Origin of the sequence: Megasphaera intestinihominis, assembly GCF_040096415.1 — a bacterium.
In the GTDB taxonomy this organism is placed as follows: domain Bacteria; phylum Bacillota; class Negativicutes; order Veillonellales; family Megasphaeraceae; genus Megasphaera; species Megasphaera intestinihominis.
In genome coordinates this window covers 1-15,531 of the sequence record NZ_JBBMEU010000053.1, presented here as the reverse complement: position 1 = coordinate 15,531, position 15,531 = coordinate 1, and the positions used below count along the sequence as shown (strand labels likewise).

The 15,531-nt window shown below is 59.1% G+C and carries 13 protein-coding genes; 6 read left to right on the top strand and 7 right to left on the bottom strand.

Annotation, left to right across the window (positions count from 1 at the left end; all coding sequences use genetic code 11):
• Window positions 1-441: 441 nt before the first annotated feature.
• The 7 genes from hemL to WMO23_RS08700 all read right to left on the bottom strand — a co-directional run bounded on the left by hemL (window position 442) and on the right by WMO23_RS08700 (window position 8,043).
• Window positions 442-1,743 (bottom strand): glutamate-1-semialdehyde 2,1-aminomutase, encoded by a 1,302-nt coding sequence (hemL, locus tag WMO23_RS08730; protein ID WP_292281800.1) that lies wholly within the window; start codon window positions 1,741-1,743, stop codon window positions 442-444.
• Window positions 1,744-1,755: 12 nt separating this feature from the next.
• Window positions 1,756-3,024, bottom strand: a complete 1,269-nt coding sequence (gene hemA / locus WMO23_RS08725) for a glutamyl-tRNA reductase (protein ID WP_349173800.1) — start codon at window positions 3,022-3,024, stop codon at window positions 1,756-1,758.
• Between the two features lies 1 nt (window position 3,025).
• Complete coding sequence (gene hemB / locus WMO23_RS08720; RefSeq protein WP_020311099.1) at window positions 3,026-4,015, bottom strand: porphobilinogen synthase; 990 nt, start codon at window positions 4,013-4,015, stop codon at window positions 3,026-3,028.
• Window positions 4,012-5,532 carry a uroporphyrinogen-III C-methyltransferase gene (cobA, locus tag WMO23_RS08715; RefSeq protein ID WP_292281803.1) on the bottom strand — a complete coding sequence of 507 codons (1,521 nt, stop codon included), beginning with the start codon at window positions 5,530-5,532 and terminating at the stop codon, window positions 4,012-4,014. The genes hemB and cobA overlap by 4 nt, the downstream gene beginning before the upstream one ends.
• Window positions 5,533-5,543: 11 nt before the next feature.
• Window positions 5,544-6,479, bottom strand: a complete 936-nt coding sequence (gene hemC, locus WMO23_RS08710) for a hydroxymethylbilane synthase (RefSeq protein ID WP_020311097.1) — start codon at window positions 6,477-6,479, stop codon at window positions 5,544-5,546.
• Window positions 6,469-7,116, bottom strand: coding sequence for a precorrin-2 dehydrogenase/sirohydrochlorin ferrochelatase family protein (locus WMO23_RS08705; RefSeq protein WP_020311096.1), 648 nt, complete (start codon window positions 7,114-7,116; stop codon window positions 6,469-6,471). Before WMO23_RS08705 ends, hemC begins: the two co-directional genes overlap by 11 nt.
• A 363-nt stretch (window positions 7,117-7,479) precedes the next feature.
• Window positions 7,480-8,043 (bottom strand): flavodoxin family protein, encoded by a 564-nt coding sequence (locus WMO23_RS08700; protein WP_020311095.1) that lies wholly within the window; start codon window positions 8,041-8,043, stop codon window positions 7,480-7,482.
• A gap of 325 nt (window positions 8,044-8,368) precedes the next feature.
• On the opposite strand from WMO23_RS08700, the gene WMO23_RS08695 reads away from it, so the two are divergent.
• From WMO23_RS08695 to WMO23_RS08670, 6 genes are all read left to right on the top strand, one after another.
• A complete protein-coding gene (locus WMO23_RS08695; protein WP_292281806.1) occupies window positions 8,369-9,928 on the top strand; it encodes a gluconokinase in 1,560 nt (519 codons plus the stop codon).
• Between the two features lie 25 nt (window positions 9,929-9,953).
• Window positions 9,954-11,366 (top strand): decarboxylating NADP(+)-dependent phosphogluconate dehydrogenase, encoded by a 1,413-nt coding sequence (gnd, locus tag WMO23_RS08690; protein ID WP_292281808.1) that lies wholly within the window; start codon window positions 9,954-9,956, stop codon window positions 11,364-11,366.
• A 15-nt stretch (window positions 11,367-11,381) separates the two neighbouring features.
• Window positions 11,382-12,701 carry a gluconate:H+ symporter gene (locus WMO23_RS08685; RefSeq protein WP_292107955.1) on the top strand — a complete coding sequence of 440 codons (1,320 nt, stop codon included), beginning with the start codon at window positions 11,382-11,384 and terminating at the stop codon, window positions 12,699-12,701.
• Window positions 12,702-12,735: 34 nt separating this feature from the next.
• Window positions 12,736-13,593, top strand: a complete 858-nt coding sequence (locus WMO23_RS08680) for a MurR/RpiR family transcriptional regulator (protein WP_292281809.1) — start codon at window positions 12,736-12,738, stop codon at window positions 13,591-13,593.
• Window positions 13,594-13,670: 77 nt separating this feature from the next.
• Window positions 13,671-14,435, top strand: a complete 765-nt coding sequence (locus WMO23_RS08675) for a dihydroorotate dehydrogenase electron transfer subunit (protein ID WP_020311091.1) — start codon at window positions 13,671-13,673, stop codon at window positions 14,433-14,435.
• The gene (locus tag WMO23_RS08670; RefSeq protein WP_020311090.1) at window positions 14,432-15,355 is read left to right on the top strand and encodes a dihydroorotate dehydrogenase; all 924 of its coding nucleotides are present in this window, start codon (window positions 14,432-14,434) and stop codon (window positions 15,353-15,355) included. Before WMO23_RS08675 ends, WMO23_RS08670 begins: the two co-directional genes overlap by 4 nt.
• Window positions 15,356-15,531 lie beyond the last annotated feature (176 nt).

The window sequence follows — 15,531 nt, the reverse complement described above, 5'->3', positions numbered from 1 at the left end:
TAGGGGCTCGCACGTGGCGAGCCCGCTTCCGCATATGCACGATTTTCCTAACCAGTTTACTAGGAGAATCATCCAAATTCCAAACGGACCGCCCACGTGGCGACCCACATCAGACATCAAACTTTCAACTTAAAACTCAAAAAAAGGGCTGTCGCATTAAGCAATTTTTGCTTCGTGCGACAGCCCTTTTTGCCGTAGGGGTCGTCCCCAAGCTTTTTCAGCCCGTCGGGTGCCGACCCATGGAAGGCACCCGACGGTTGCTGAAACGGACAGCTGAGGATGGATGGCCCGCTTGTGGGAATTCCGCAACCTGATACCGCAGGCCGCCGATAAACCTCTCAGTCAGCTGCGCTGACAGCTCTCCTAGCAGGAGAGCCGGGCCGCCCTTTGGGACGGCCCCTACGATGCAGCCATCAGGCTGCGAGACCTAACCACTAGCCACTAGCCACGAACCACTGCTTTTTCAAAGGCTGTGCGGGCGGCGGTTATGGTTTTTTCGATGTCTTCGTCGCTGTGGACGCCGGAGACGAAGTTCGTTTCAAACTGGGACGGTGCCAGGTAGATGCCTTGTTCCAGCATGGACAGGAAGTAGCGCTGGAAGGCTTCCTGGTCACTGGCTTCGGATGTGGCATAGTTGGTGACCGGGACGGCGCTGAAGAAGACGCTGAACATGGTGCCGGCCCGATGGACCTGGACGGCGGCGCCGGCTTCGTCAGCAGCGGCTTTGAGGCCGTCTGTCAGGATTTTCGTTTTGGCGCAGGCTTTTTCGACGTAATCCGGGTCTTCCGTGATGATGCGCAGTGTTTCCAATCCGGCTGCCATGGCCAGGGGATTGCCGCTGAGGGTACCGGCCTGATAGACCGGGCCGGCCGGCGAGACGCAGTCCATGATGTCCTTGCGGCCGCCGTAGGCAGCGACGGGCAGGCCGCCGCCGATGATCTTGCCCAAGGTCGTCATGTCCGGGACGATGTGATAGATGCTCTGGGCGCCGTGCAGGGCCGTGCGGAAGCCGCACATGACTTCGTCGAAGATGAGGACTGTGCCGTGTTTCTTCGTTTCATCGCGCAGGAGCTGCAAGTAGCCGTCTTCCGGCAGGACCAGGCCCATGTTGCCGGCAATGGGTTCGACGATGACGGCGGCAATGTCGTCGCCGCAGCGGTCCATGAGTTCCCGGAAGGCGTCGGCATCGTTATAGGCGACGGTCAGCGTGTCTTTGGCCGTGCCGGCTGTGACGCCCGGGCTGTCAGGCTGACCGAAGGTAGCGGCGCCGGAACCGGCCTTGACCAGCAGGCTGTCGCCGTGGCCGTGATAGCAGCCGATGAATTTCACGATTTTATCGCGGCCCGTGTAGCCCCGGGCGACGCGGATGGCGCTCATCGTCGCTTCCGTACCGGAGTTGACCATGCGCAGTTTTTCGATGGACGGATAGATTTCTTTGACCAACTGGGCCAGCTGCGATTCAATCAGCGTCGGCGCACCATAGCTCGTGCCGCGGGTGGCCGCTTCCTGCAGGGCCTTGACGACGCGGGGATGGGCGTGGCCGACGATCATGGGGCCCCAGGAACCGACGTAGTCGATATACTGGTTGCCGTCGATGTCGCAGATGGTACTGCCTTTGGCCCAGGAAATGAACGGCGGCGGGCAGCCGATGCGGTTATACGAGCGGACCGGGCTGTTGACGCCGCCCGGCATGAGGGTCTGCGCTTCTTCAAAAGCGGCAGCTGATTTTTCTAAGTGAAGCATGGAAAGGCCTCCTTATTCTTTGATGTCTAAATTGAAGACGTTCCGCAGTTCGCGGACGACCCGGTCTTCGTCAGGCGTGTTGGCTGCTTCAATCGTGCGGCGCAGGGGAGCACGCAGGATTTTGCGGACCAGGATATGGGATAAGTTCTCGACGACGCGGAACTGGTCATCGGTCAGTTCGGGCAGTTTGTTGCGGGCTCGTTTGACGAAATGGCGCCGTGTCCGTTCAGCCTGCTGGGACAGGCTGAGGACGACGGGACGGACCGACAGGTATTGATAGCGTTCAATAATGGTGTTCACGGCTTCGTCGACGATATAGCTGGCGGCTACGGCTTCGCGCTGGCGCGTAGCTTCGTTGTCGTGGACGACTTCCTGAAGGTCGTCGATGTTGTATAAGGTGACGCCGGGCAGACGGGTCACGGCCGGGTCGACGTCGCGCGGTACGGCGATGTCGATGAGCAGCAGGGGCCGGCCCTGGCGTAGTTCCTGGAAGCGCTGCAGCCGGGGGACGGTGATGACGTAGTGCGGTGCCCCCGTCGAGGCGATGATGATGTCGACGTCGGAGACGACGGACTGGACTTCTTTATAGTGGATGGCCTGGCCGCCGACGTCAGCGGCCAGTTCCTGGGCCCGTTCCAGATGGCGGTTGACGATGTACAGTTTCCCGGCGCCTTTGCCTAAGAAATTCTGCGCCGTCAGGCGGGCCATCTGGCCGGCGCCGTAGAGCAGGAGATTCCGGCCAGACAGGGAGCCGAGCTGTTTTTCGGCCATCTGGACGGCTGTATAGCTGACGGATACGGCGTTGTAGGCAATGTGCGTTTCCGTCCGGACCCGCTTGCCCGTGGCGATGGCCTGCTGGAAGAGCATGTTCAGGATGGCACTGGTCGCGCCGTTTTCGTGGGCCATGACGTAGGCCTGTTTGACCTGGCTGAGGATCTGACCTTCGCCGAGGACCAGCGAGTCCAGGCTGGCAGCGACGTTGAACAAGTGGTGGATGCAGGCTTTTCCCGTATAGCTGTAGAAATAGGACGGTTCATAAGCCGGACGGCCGGCTGCGTCGAGGAAGAAGTCGCGCAGGGCCTGTTCATTATCGCGCACGTCGTCGACGACGGCATAGACTTCGGCGCGGTTGCACGTCGACAGGATGACGGCTTCGCGCAGGCCGCCGTAATCGTCGAGATGTTGCAGGGCGTCGTGGATGGCGTCGGGTGTCATAGTGAAGTGTTCCCGGATGGCGACGGGGACGGTCTTATGATTGAGGCCGAGGATGACGAGGTCCATTTTATGCCTCGACTTCGCCGTTTTTCAGCCACTTGGCGACGTCGACGGCGTGGTAGGTGATGATGATATCGGCGCCGGCGCGTTTCATGCTGGTCAGTTCTTCCATGACGATGCGTTTTTCGTCGATCCAGCCGTTGCGGGCTGCGGCTTTGACCATGGCGTATTCGCCGCTGACGTTATAGGTCGCAATGGGGCGCTGGCAGCGCTGGCGGGCCTGATAGACGATATCCAGGTAGGAAAGGGCCGGTTTGACCATGATGATGTCGGCGCCTTCTTCCAGGTCGAGGTCGATTTCCTTCATGGCTTCGCGGCCATTGGCCGGGTCCATCTGGTACTGGCGGCGGTCGCCGAAGTGCGGTGCCGAATCGGCGGCGTCGCGGAAGGGGCCGTAGAAGCCGGATGCGTATTTGGCGGCATAGGACATAATAATCGTATTGATGAAGCCTTCTTCGTCCAGGGCCTGACGGATGGATGCGATGCGGCCGTCCATCATATCCGACGGGGCGACGATATCGGCACCGGCTTCGGCCTGGCTGACGGCGACTTTGTTGAGCAGCTTCAGCGTCGCGTCGTTATCGACGTAGTGGTCTTTGACCTGACCGCAGTGGCCGTGGTCCGTGTACTGGCAGAGGCAGACGTCGCCGACGATGACCATGTCCGGCAGGGCTTTCTTGATGGCGCGGATGGCACATTGGACCGGGCTCTGCGGGTCCCAGGCGCTGGAGCCGATTTCGTCTTTATAAGCCGGCAGGCCAAAGACTTCGATAGCCCGCAATCCCAAGGCATAGATGTCTTCGGCCAGGCGTACGGCGTTGTCTACGGACAGGTGATAACAGCCGGGCATGCTGGGGATTTCTTCTTTGACATTCGTGCCGGGGACGACGAAGATAGGATAAATCAAATCGTTGAGACATACATGGTTTTCCCGGACCATAACGCGCAGGGGAGCAGAAAGGCGCAGGCGGCGGGGGCGTAAGGTATTCAATTTCATGACTTTTGGATTCTCCAATCTGTAATACATTCAGCCAGACCGGCTGTGGTGTAGGTCTGGGCTGTGATTATTTTTTTCAGGCCTGCTTCCTGGCAGGTGCGGGCCGTGATGGGACCGATGCAGGCAATGGTGATGTCGTCGAGGACGTCGGTCGGGGCCTGGTTCAGGGCCAGGAAGTTCTGGACGGCCGACGAACTGGTGAAGGTCACAACGTCGACGGCCCGGCGCGTCAAGAGATCCGTCAGGGTCTCGCTGTTTTCGCTGGCTGCGACGGTACAGTAGGCCTGGCAGATGTCGACGACGGCACCCCAGCGGCGCAGGGTGTCAGGCAGGACAGGCCGGGCTTCTTTGGCCCGCGGGATGAGGATGCGTTCTTTTCCCGACAAATGAGCCTCCAGAGCGGCGGCCAGGTCTTCGGCACAGTAGGCGTCGGGGACGACGTCGGCGCGAAGGCCGTACCGGTTCAGGGCCTCGGCCGTAGCGCTGCCGATGGCGGCCAGTTTGGCCCGGCCCAGGGCCCGGCTGTCGCGGCCGTGGTGCTGGAGGCGGTGGAAAAAGGCATCGACGCCGTTGGTGCTGGTGAAGATGACCCAGTCATAGCTGGCTAATCGGCCGATGGCTTCGTCCAGGGCCTGATAATCGTCAGTCGGCGGCGTGATGCGGATGGTCGGGACTTCCAGGCAGCGGGCGCCCAGTTCTTCCAGGCGGTGTGTCAAGGCCGGTGCCTGGGCATGGGTCCGGGTGACGGCGATGGTCAGGCCGAAGAGGGGCTTGGTATCGAACCATTGCATGGACGGACGCAGGGCGACGACGTCGCCGACGATGAAGACAGCTGGTGCCTGGAAGTGGCAGGCTGCCGCTTTTTCAGCGATGTCGCCAACCGTGGCTACCAGCGTTTCCTGGTCGGCCTTGGTGCCCCAGCGGACTAGGGCGGCCGGCGTGGAAGCCGGGCGGCCGTAGGTGATGAGCTGTTTGGTAATGGACGGCAGGTTGTGGACGCCCATGAGGAAAATCAGGGTATCTACGGCCGTCGCCAGTTTGTCCCAGTGAATCGATGAATGGCCCTTGGTCGGGTCTTCGTGGCCTGTGACGACGGCAAAGGAAGAGGCCGCCGTCCTATCGGTCACGGGGATGCCGGCATAAGCCGGTGCGCCGATGGCCGATGTGACGCCTGGGATGATTTCAAAGGGCAGGCCGGCGTCGTGAAGGGCCCGGCTTTCTTCACCGCCGCGGCCGAAGACGAAGGGGTCGCCGCCTTTGAGGCGGACGACGGTCTTGCCTTCTTTGGCTTTGGCAATGAGCAGGTCGATGATTTTGTCCTGCGATAACGTATGGTCAGCGGCTTTTTTGCCGACGTAGATTTTTTCAGCACCTGGCGGGGCGAATTCTAAAAGGCGCGGATCGGCCAAGTAGTCGTAGATGACGACGTCGGCCCGGCCCAGGACTTCCTGGCCCCGCAGGGTGAGCAGGCGGTAGTCGCCGGGACCGGCGCCGGTGAGATAAACGATACCGTTCATGGAAAACCTCCTTAGTAAGTCGGCGTAATGCCTAAATCGGTGAGGATGCGGCGGCCGCCGTCATCGAGGAGCGTACAGGCCGCTTCTTTGCCGATGGCAGCGCTGTCGGCGACGGGACCTTGCGTCGTCGTGCGGCAGACCTGGCTGCCGTCTGGGGCGGCGATGATGCTCTGTAAGGTCAGCGTCCCGTTCCGGACCGTGCCGTAGACGCCGACCGGAACCTGGCAGCTGCCGTTGATGGCGGCCAGGAAGGCCCGTTCTGCTGTCGCAGCGGCGGCCGTGTCCTGGTCGTTGAGGAAAGCCAGTGCCTGCCTCAGTGACATATCGTCGGCGCGGGTTTCGATGGCCAGGGCTCCCTGGCCGACGGCAGGAATCATGGTCGTGACCGGCAGGAGCTGGCAGATGCGGTCGGCCCGGCCCAGGCGCTGCAGGCCGGCTTCGGCCAGGATGATGGCGTCGTATTGACCGTCATCGAGCTTTTTCAGGCGCGTATCGACGTTGCCCCGAAGGTCGCTGACGACCAGGTCCGGCCGGGTGTGGAGCAGCTGGGCTCTGCGGCGCAGGCTCGATGTGCCGATGCAGGCGCCGGCCGGCAGGGATTCCAGGGTGGCATACGTATTGGAAACGAAGGCGTCGTGGACGTGGTGGCGGGCCGTGATGGCTGCCAGGCAGAGGCCGTCCGGGACGTCGGCTGGCAGGTCTTTCAGGCTGTGGACGGCCAGGTCGATGGTGCCGTCCAGGAGGCGCCGTTCCAATTCCGTCGTAAACAGCCCCTTGCCGCCGATGCGGGCTAAGGGGACGTCTAGGATTTTATCGCCTTGCGTGACGATATGCTGGAGCTGGACGGACAGCTCCGGGTCGTGGCGGCGCAGGGCGTCGGCGACGTAGTTGGCCTGCCACAGGGCCAGCTGGCTGCGCCGCGTACCGATGGTCAGATTACGTTTCATGGTTTTTCCTTTCCCAGGCGGCCAGCCGATCCCGGAGCAGGGCGCTGGCTGCGTCGATTTCGTTATTGTCTACCAGGGCCATGACGTCGTCCGTCAGGGCCTGGCGCCAGAAGGCCTGGCGGTCCCGGCTGGTCGGAAGGACGGACTGCCCTTGGCGGCGGATAGCTGCTAATTCAGCGAGCCAGCGGCCATAGCGTTCGTCGAAGTGCTGTTCCAGTTGCTTCCGGAGCCAGCGCGACAGCGCCGGTGCCTTGCCGTTGGTGGAAATGGTGAGCTGCAGGTCGCCCTGGCGGACGATGGACGGCAGGGTGAAGTTGCACAAATCCGGGACGTCACAGACGTTGAGCAGTTTCCCCTGGGCTTTGGCAGCAGCTGCGACGGCGTGGCTGACGGCTTCGTTGTCAGTGGCACAGATGATGAGGAAGAAGGTTGACTCATCACCGGCCTGGTATGTCCGCGGCTGCCAGGTCAGGTGGTGGCTTTCGGCCAGTTCCTGCAGCGGCCGGGTCAGGGACGGGGCAATGACCGTCACGGCAGCCCCTTCGGCCAGCAGGCGGCAGACCTTGCGTTCGGCGACGGCGCCGCCGCCGAGGACCAGACAGGACTGGCCGTTGAGATCGAGGTTGATTGGATACATAAGAGGAACTCCCTTTCAAAGTTGTACGCTTCTTATTATACCATTATAACTATAACGGAAAAAAGCTGTAGTAAATACAATATTTTATGAATGAAAAAGGAGCTGTCGCATCGCGACAGCTCCTTTTTAGAAGTCAGCGGCTAGCTGTTAGCCGTTAGCAGATGGCTTTAAATTTAAAGCCGTTGTCTATAAACTGCAAATTCCAAATGGTGACCCCTACACTCAAAAACTGCTTTGCGTGCAATAAAAAGAGCAACCTCTCAGTCAGCTTCGCTGACAGCTCTCCTATGAAGAGAGCCAGTGGGGCACGAGAGCGGGCCGCCCTTTGGGACGGCCCCTACGATTTCTTATCCCTACGAGCCCTTAGCGGATGAAGTTGGTCATGATTTTGGCTTCTGTTGCCGGGGCTTCGATGCCTGCTTTTTTGCCGGCTTCGATGCATTTCAGGATCCAAGCCATGTTGCGGCCGAGGGTACGCATGATCTGCAAGCCTTCTTCGTCTTTCTTGACTTCTTCCGGCGTGTTGCCGTGGACCATGGGCCAGTAGTTGGATGCGACGCTGACCATCTGGTGATAAGCCAGGTATTTATTGAGGACGTCCAGCGTTGCCGTCGTGCCGGCACGGCGGGCCGAAGCGACGGTGGCGCCGACTTTATGGGTCAGGGCAGCGCCGGCTTTGCCAGCCAGTTTATCCATGAAGGAGATGATTTCACCAGACGGCGAAGCCCAGTAGACCGGCGAGCCGATGACCAGGCCGTCAGCAGCCTTCATTTTTTCAGCGACAGCGTCGACGGTAGCATCGTCGGGAACGGCGTGGACGATTTCAGCATCGATACCGTTTTCTTTGAGCGTGTCGGCGACGACGGATAAAGCCGTATACGTGCAGCCCTTTTCACGGCGGCTGCCATTTAATAAGATAACTTTCATGGGAATCCCTCCTGTAAATATCATGATTACATATAGAGATGATAGAAAACTACCATTCTTGCAAAGATACTATAGCACAGAAAGGGCAAAAAAGCAAATATGCAGGCCTCCGTTCGCCGTTCGCCGTTCGCAAAACCAGCGGCTAGCCGCTAACTGCTAACGGCTGGTTTTTCCCCAGACGCATAGGGTACCCTGCTTCTATGATATAAAAATATCAAAATATAAAATTTAAAATGATATTTTTATTGCATTTAGTCAACGGGAATGGTATCATAAAGTCATCGAAAAGATTCCTTACCAAGCTACGTGAAAGGGAGTATGACTCATGAATATTATTACGCCTATGGATTCGGCGAACCAGGAAGTGTGGATCGGCGTCGACGTCGGTACGACCGGGGTCCGGGCCATTGCTTATACGGAAGACGGGACCAACGTCTGCTCGTCGGAAGCCTTTTATCCGCTGTTGACACCTCATCCGGACTGGGCTGAAGAAAGCCCGCTCCAGATCCTCGAAGCCGTCCAGGAAGTCATCAGTAAGACGGCGGCTCAGCTGCGTTATAAGAACAAAGAACTGGCAGGCATCGCCTTGAGTACGGTCATGCACAGTTTTGCCGGCCTCGATGAAGGCAGAGAGCCCCTCATGGACATGCAGACCTGGGCAGACAGCCGCAGTGCGGCCATCGTCCGGGAGATGAAGAAAGACGAAGCCTTGTGCCGCTCCTTCTATGGACGGACGGGCTGCCCCATCCACGCCTGCTATCCCCTGGCCAAGATCATCTGGCTGCGCCAGAATCAGCCGGAACTCTTCCGCCAGATGCGCTATGTAGGCTCGCTGAAGGATTATTTATTCTATCATTTGACTGGCCAATGGGTCATCGATAAGTCTGCTGCCAGCACGAGCGGCATGTACAACGAACAGACTCTGGATTGGGACGATGAAATCCTGGCCTATGCCGGTATCACCAAGGACCAGCTGCCGCCTGTCGTATCGACGACGTACAGCCAGGGGCTCTGTGAAGAAGCGGCCAAAGCCCTGCGCCTGCCTGTTGGCCTTCCCGTCGTCATCGGCGCTACTGACGGCGTCCTGGTCAATGTCGGCATCGGAGCCGTCGAACCGGGCCAGCTCAGCGGGACCATCGGGACCAGCGGCGCCCTGCGCATGCTGACCCGCCAGCCTAAGACAGACCCGCAGATGCGCACGTGGTGCTATAACCTGACCGACGACATGTGGGTCGCCGGCGGGGCCATCAACAACGGCGGCATGATTCTGCGCTGGGTCCGCGACAAGATCTGCCATTACGGCGGCAGTGCCCTGGAAACGCTGGACATCGACCCTTATGACCTGATGACCATGAAGGCAGAACACGTCGATGCCGGCGCCGACGGCCTCATCTGCCTGCCGTATTTCACGGGTGAACGGGCGCCGTACTGGAATTCGGAACTGCGGGGCATGTTCTTCGGCTTTTCTCTAAATCACAGCCGGTCCCACATGATCCGCGCCGTCATGGAAGGCATCTGTTACAGCCTGAACAGCGTCATGGCAGCCCTCAAGGAATTCGGCGACGTCAAGGACATCCGCGTCAGCGGCAGTTTCACCAAGTCGAAACTGTGGCTCCAGATTTTATCAGACGTCCTCAACCAGCCCATTACCCTGCCGGACAACAGCGAAGGCGCTGCCTTCGGGGCGGCTGTGCTGGGCTTCATTTCCAGCGGCAGGTTGAAGAGCATCGCCGATACGGCCGACCTGGTCCACGCCAAGAAGGTGTATACGCCTATGGAAGAAAACGTTGCCGTCTATCAGCAGCTCTATGACATCTTCGTCCGGCTCTATCATAACTTGCAGCGCGAATTTGCCGACATCACGGCATATCAGCAGAAATTATAATTTCCAGTGAAAAGGAGCGATTGCTATGGCACTTCACGATATTGGCGTCGTCGGCATGGCCGTCATGGGCAGTAACCTGGCCCTGAATATGGCCGACCACGGCTATGACGTTTCGGTTTACAACTATACGCCGGACTTGACGGAACAGTTCCTCCAAGAACGGCCTCATGAAAAGATTACGGGCTACTTCGAGCTGAAAGATTTCCTGGCTTCCCTGAAGCGGCCGCGCAAGATTATGCTCATGATCATGGCCGGCGCTCCCGTGGACAGCATGCTCGACCAGCTGCTGCCTCTCCTCGATACGGGGGACATCATCATCGACGGCGGCAATTCCTATTTCGGCGATACGCGCCGCCGCTACGACCGTTGCAGGGAAGACGGCATCCACTTCTACGGCATGGGGATTTCCGGTGGGGAAACGGGGGCCCGCCGCGGCCCGGCCATCATGCCTGGCGGCAATAAGGAAACGTACCCGGAAATCCAGCCCATTTACGAAGCCATTGCCGCTAAAGCCGCTGACGGCAAGCCGTGCTGCACGTATATCGGCGAAGACGGTGCCGGCCACTATGTCAAGATGGTCCACAACGGCATCGAATACGCCGACATGCAGCTCATTGCCGAAGCCTATTTGCTGCTCAAATACGTCGGCGGTTACGACAACGCCGCTATTTCCAAGATTTTCCATGAATGGAACCAGGGCGAGTTGAAAAGCTTCCTCATCGGCATCGCTGCAGACATCTTCGCTGAAGACGACGAAGCCGGCGGACAGGTCCTGGATAAGATCGTCGACGCTGCCGGTCAGAAGGGGACAGGCCGCTGGACGAGTATCGAGTCAATGAAACAAGGCGTCGATATTTCCATGATCACCGCAGCCTGCAATGCCCGCGTCATGTCCAATGCACTGGGCCGTGCGAAAGCCAGGACCTGCATCGAAATGCCTGCCTTGTCCCATCAGCACGGTGATGACTTCGTCGAAGCCGTCCGCCAGAGCCTCTATGCGGCGAAAATCGTCGCTTATGCCCAGGGCTTTTCCCTCTACAAGAGCGCGTCGGAAACGTATGACTGGCACCTCGATTACGGCGCTATCGCTTCTATTTTCCGGGCTGGCTGCATCATCCAGGCCGAATTCCTGACCAAGATTACCGAAGCCTATGACAAGAATCCGGACCTGGACAATCTCTTGTTCGATGACTTCTTCCTGGCAAAGATTAACGCCAATCAGGGCGCCCTGCGGCAGATCATCGGCCTGGCCATCGCCAACGGCCTGCCTATCCCGGCTTTTTCGGCAGCCCTGCAATACCTCGATGCCTACAGCAGTCCCCAGGTCGGGGCCAACCTCATCCAGGCCCTGCGCGACTACTTCGGCGCCCATACGTTCCAGCGCGTCGATAAAGAAGGCACTTTCCATCATCATTGGCACGAGCACTATACCAAATAAAGGAGGCTTCTCATTATGCCACTCGTCATCCTAGCCATTGGCATTCTTGTCTTATTTTTCCTCATCGTCAAAGTAAAACTCAATAGTTTCCTGGCTTTGCTCCTCGTCGCCGGCGCCGTCGGCCTGGCTGAAGGCATGCCTATCGACAAGCTCATCCCGACCATTGAAAAGGGGCTGGGCGGTACCCTAGGCGGCCTGGCCATCGTCGTTTCTTTCGGCGCCATGCTGGGCAAGCTCATGGCTGAAAGCGGCGGCGCTCAGCGCATCGCCACGACGCTGATCAACGTCTTCGGCCGGGAAAACGTCAAATGGGCCGTCTGCCTGACAGGCTTCATCGTCGGTATCGCCTTGTTCTATGAAATCGGCTTTGTCCTGCTCATTCCTTTAGTCTTCACCATTGCCGCAGAAGCCAAGATTCCTCTGCTGGAAGTCGGTATCCCTATGGCTGCGGCCTTGTCGGTCACCCACGGCTTCCTGCCGCCTCATCCGGGCCCGACAGCTATTTCCATCATCTATAATGCCGATATCGGCACGACCCTGGTCTATGGCGCTATCATCGCCATCCCGACGGCCATCGTCGCCGGTCCGCTGTACTGCACGCTGACGCGCGACATCAATCCGGAAATCCCCAAGGGCATGTACAACCCGAAAATCTTTAAAGACGACGAAATGCCCGGCTTCGGCATCTCCGTCTTCACGGCGCTGGTCCCGGTCATCCTCATGGCTGCTTCGGCGATTGCCAAATTGACTATGGGTGCCGATGTCCCGGCCCGTCACGTCCTGACCTTCTTCGGCCAGCCGGACATCGCCCTGACCATTTCTGTCGCCATCGCTATCTATACGTTCGGCCTGGGACGGGGTAAATCCATGGAAGACGTCATGAAGACGGTCCAGGATGCCGTCCTGACCATTGCTATGATCTTGCTCATCGTCGGCGGTGGCGGTGCCTTGAAACAGGTCCTCATCGACAGCGGTGTCGGCACGTATATCGGCAACCTCGTCGCCGGTTCTGATTTATCGCCGCTGCTCCTGGCCTGGCTGGTCGCTGCCGTCATCCGCACGGCCTGCGGTTCGGCTACGGTTGCAGCCCTGACAGCCGGCGGTATCGCAGCGCCTATCTGCGCCGTCACCGGTGCCAATCCGGAACTGATGGTCCTGGCAACCGGCGCCGGTTCGCTCATCTTCAGCCCGCCGAATGACCCCGGTTTCTGGCTCTTCAAGGAATTCTTCGGCCTGACAGTCAAACAGACGGTCCGCACGTGGTGCGCTTTGGAAACGATCATCGCCGTCATGGGCCTGGCCGGTGTCCTTGTATTGAACATCTTTGTAGGCTAAAATAAAAGTAAATACAGAAGTGGGAGGGAAGACAATGGAAGAAACGAAACTCCAGTTATTTCCTGTCCTGCGCAGTGCATACGGCGGTCTGACCAAGTCAGAGCGCCGTATTGCCGATTATATCGTCGATCATACGGACGAGGTCATGGAACAGACCGTTTCGGACCTGGCCGTTCATGCGCAGAGTTCGGAAATCACTATTTCCCGGTTTTGCAAGAAATTGGGATGCAGCGGCCTGAAGGAATTGAAGCTCATGCTGGCTGCGGAATTATCGGCGGCGCCGCAGAAGGCCTTCCACGACATCCAGACCGGCGATAGCGGACGGGACGTAGCGGCCAAGGTCTTTGCCAATATTGCCGAAGGATTGCAGGATACGCTGAGCCTCCTCGATTATGGCGCTCTCGATGCGGCGGCCCGGCTGCTCTTGAAAGCCCGGCGCATCTACGTCTTTGGCTTTGGCAACTCGGCGACGGTCTGCATGGATATGGCCACGCGTTTCCTGCGCCTGGGACTGGCTATCCGGGAGTATGCCGACTCCCATATGCAGGTCACGGCGGCGGCCCTGATGACGGCCGACGATGTGGTCATCGCCGTATCCCATAGCGGGGCGTCGAAGGAACTATTGCAATCGGTCCAGGCCGCCAGGGAGAACGGGGCCAAAGTCATCGTCATCACCAGCCATGGCCAGTCGCCTTTGGCTGCGTTAGCCGATATCTGCCTGTGCGGCATGGGGCGCGAAGTCCAGTACACGTCAGAAGCCGGGGCGTCGCGCCTGATCCACATGGCCATCGGCGATGTCCTCTATACGCGCGTGGCCATGCAGGAAAAGGCGGTCTTTCAGGACAATATGGAAAAGATGCGCCGCGAAATCGTCAAAAAGCGGCAGCACTGATTTTGGCTACGAAAATCGGCCGTTCTGTGGTACAATAAAACTGTTCTTATTGCAAACAGAGGAAGGATGATTAGCAGGTGAAGAAATTCTTGGAAATGGCGACTATCGTCGAGAATGAAGCCATTATTCCTGAAGTATGGAAAATGGTATTCCATGCACCGCAGATTGCCCGGGAAGCGCAGCCCGGCCAGTTTGTCAATGTCCATCACGATGGGGGACAGACCTTTTTGCGCCGGCCTTTTGGCATCGTCGATGCCGATGCCGAAACGGGTCATGTCACCATCATTTACCGCCTGGTCGGCAAGGGCACAGAAGAAATGAAGGGCCTGCGCAGCGGTGACGCATTGAGCGTCGAAGGGCCCCTGGGCGAAGGCGTCTTTACGACAACGCCGGGCCAGGTCCTGCTGGCCGGCGGCGGTGTCGGCCTGGCTCCGCTCATCTTTTTGGCCAAGCGCCTGGACCATCCCATCGTGCTCGTTGCCGGCAAGACGGCGGCTGAAACGTTCTGGACCAAGTTCTTTGAACCCTATGCCGGCCAGATTTACGTGACCACTGACGACGGCTCCCTGGGTATCAAGGGCTTTGCCGTCGATGCCCTGCCGCAGATCTTTGCAGAACACGCCATCGACCGCGTATCGGTCTGCGGGCCGACGGTCATGATGAAGACCATCGCCCAGGCGTCGGCCAAAGCCGGCGTCGCCTGTGAAGTGTCCATGGAAAAGCGGATGGCCTGCGGTATCGGCGTCTGCCTGGGCTGCACCTTTGAAAGCCAGCTCGACGGCAAACGCTATAAAGTCTGTGCCGACGGCCCCGTATTTGACGCGAAGGAGGTCTTTGCATGATCAGCGAACGCATTGCCGTCCAGTTTGCCGGTATTTCCATGAAGACACCGGTCATGGGAGCATCGGGGACCTTTGGATTTGGCGTAGAATACAGTGATTTTCTCGACCTCGATCACGTCGGGGCCATTATTTCCAAGGGCATCACGCCGCTGCCGCGGCCGGGCAATCCCGGCGTCCGCGTGGCCGAAACGCCGGCAGGGATGCTCAACTGCATCGGCCTGGAAAATCCCGGCGTCGAAGTCTTCAAGCGGGATATCCTGCCCAAGGTCCAGCAGGCCTGCCAGACGCCGCTCATCGTCAATATATCGGCCGGGACTGCCGAAGAATACGGCGAATTGGCAGCTCAGCTCGACGTCGACGGCGTGGCTGCCCTGGAAGTCAATATTTCCTGTCCTAACGTCAAAGAAGGGGGCATCGTCTTCGGGACCCAGCCGGAAGCGGCTGCGGCTGTGACGCGCAGTGTCAAGGACCATACCTGGAAACCGGTCATCGTCAAACTGTCGCCAAACGTCACGGACATTACGGTCATGGCTAAAGCTGTCGAAGCGGCCGGTGCCGATGCCGTATCGCTCATCAATACCCTGACGGGCATGGCCATCGACATCAAGACCCGCCGCCCCTTGCTGGGCAATATCACCGGCGGCCTGTCCGGCCCGGCTGTCAAGCCCGTCGCCCTGCGCATGGTATGGCAGACGGCTCAGGCCGTATCCATCCCCATCCTCGGCCTGGGCGGCATATCGACCTGGCAGGATGCCGTCGAATTCATGCTGGCCGGTGCCAGTGCCGTCGCCGTCGGCGCCCATAACTTCGTCGACCCCAGAGCCGTCGAAACCATCGCCGAAGGCCTGGACCAGTATTGCCGAGAAGAAGGCATCGAACATATACAGGATATTGTAGGGGCATTGGAGATTCGTGGCTAGTGGCTAGGGATTAGCAGTCAGCGGTCAGCCGTCAGCAGTTAGCCGCGGTCCCATGGACCGCTTTGTAGGGGCCGTCCCAAAGAGCGGCCCGTTGTGGGAATCCCATTCACGAGCTGCCCTGGATATACGCCAAGACATTTATATACCCATTTGCGTGGACGGGCGCCCCACGGAGA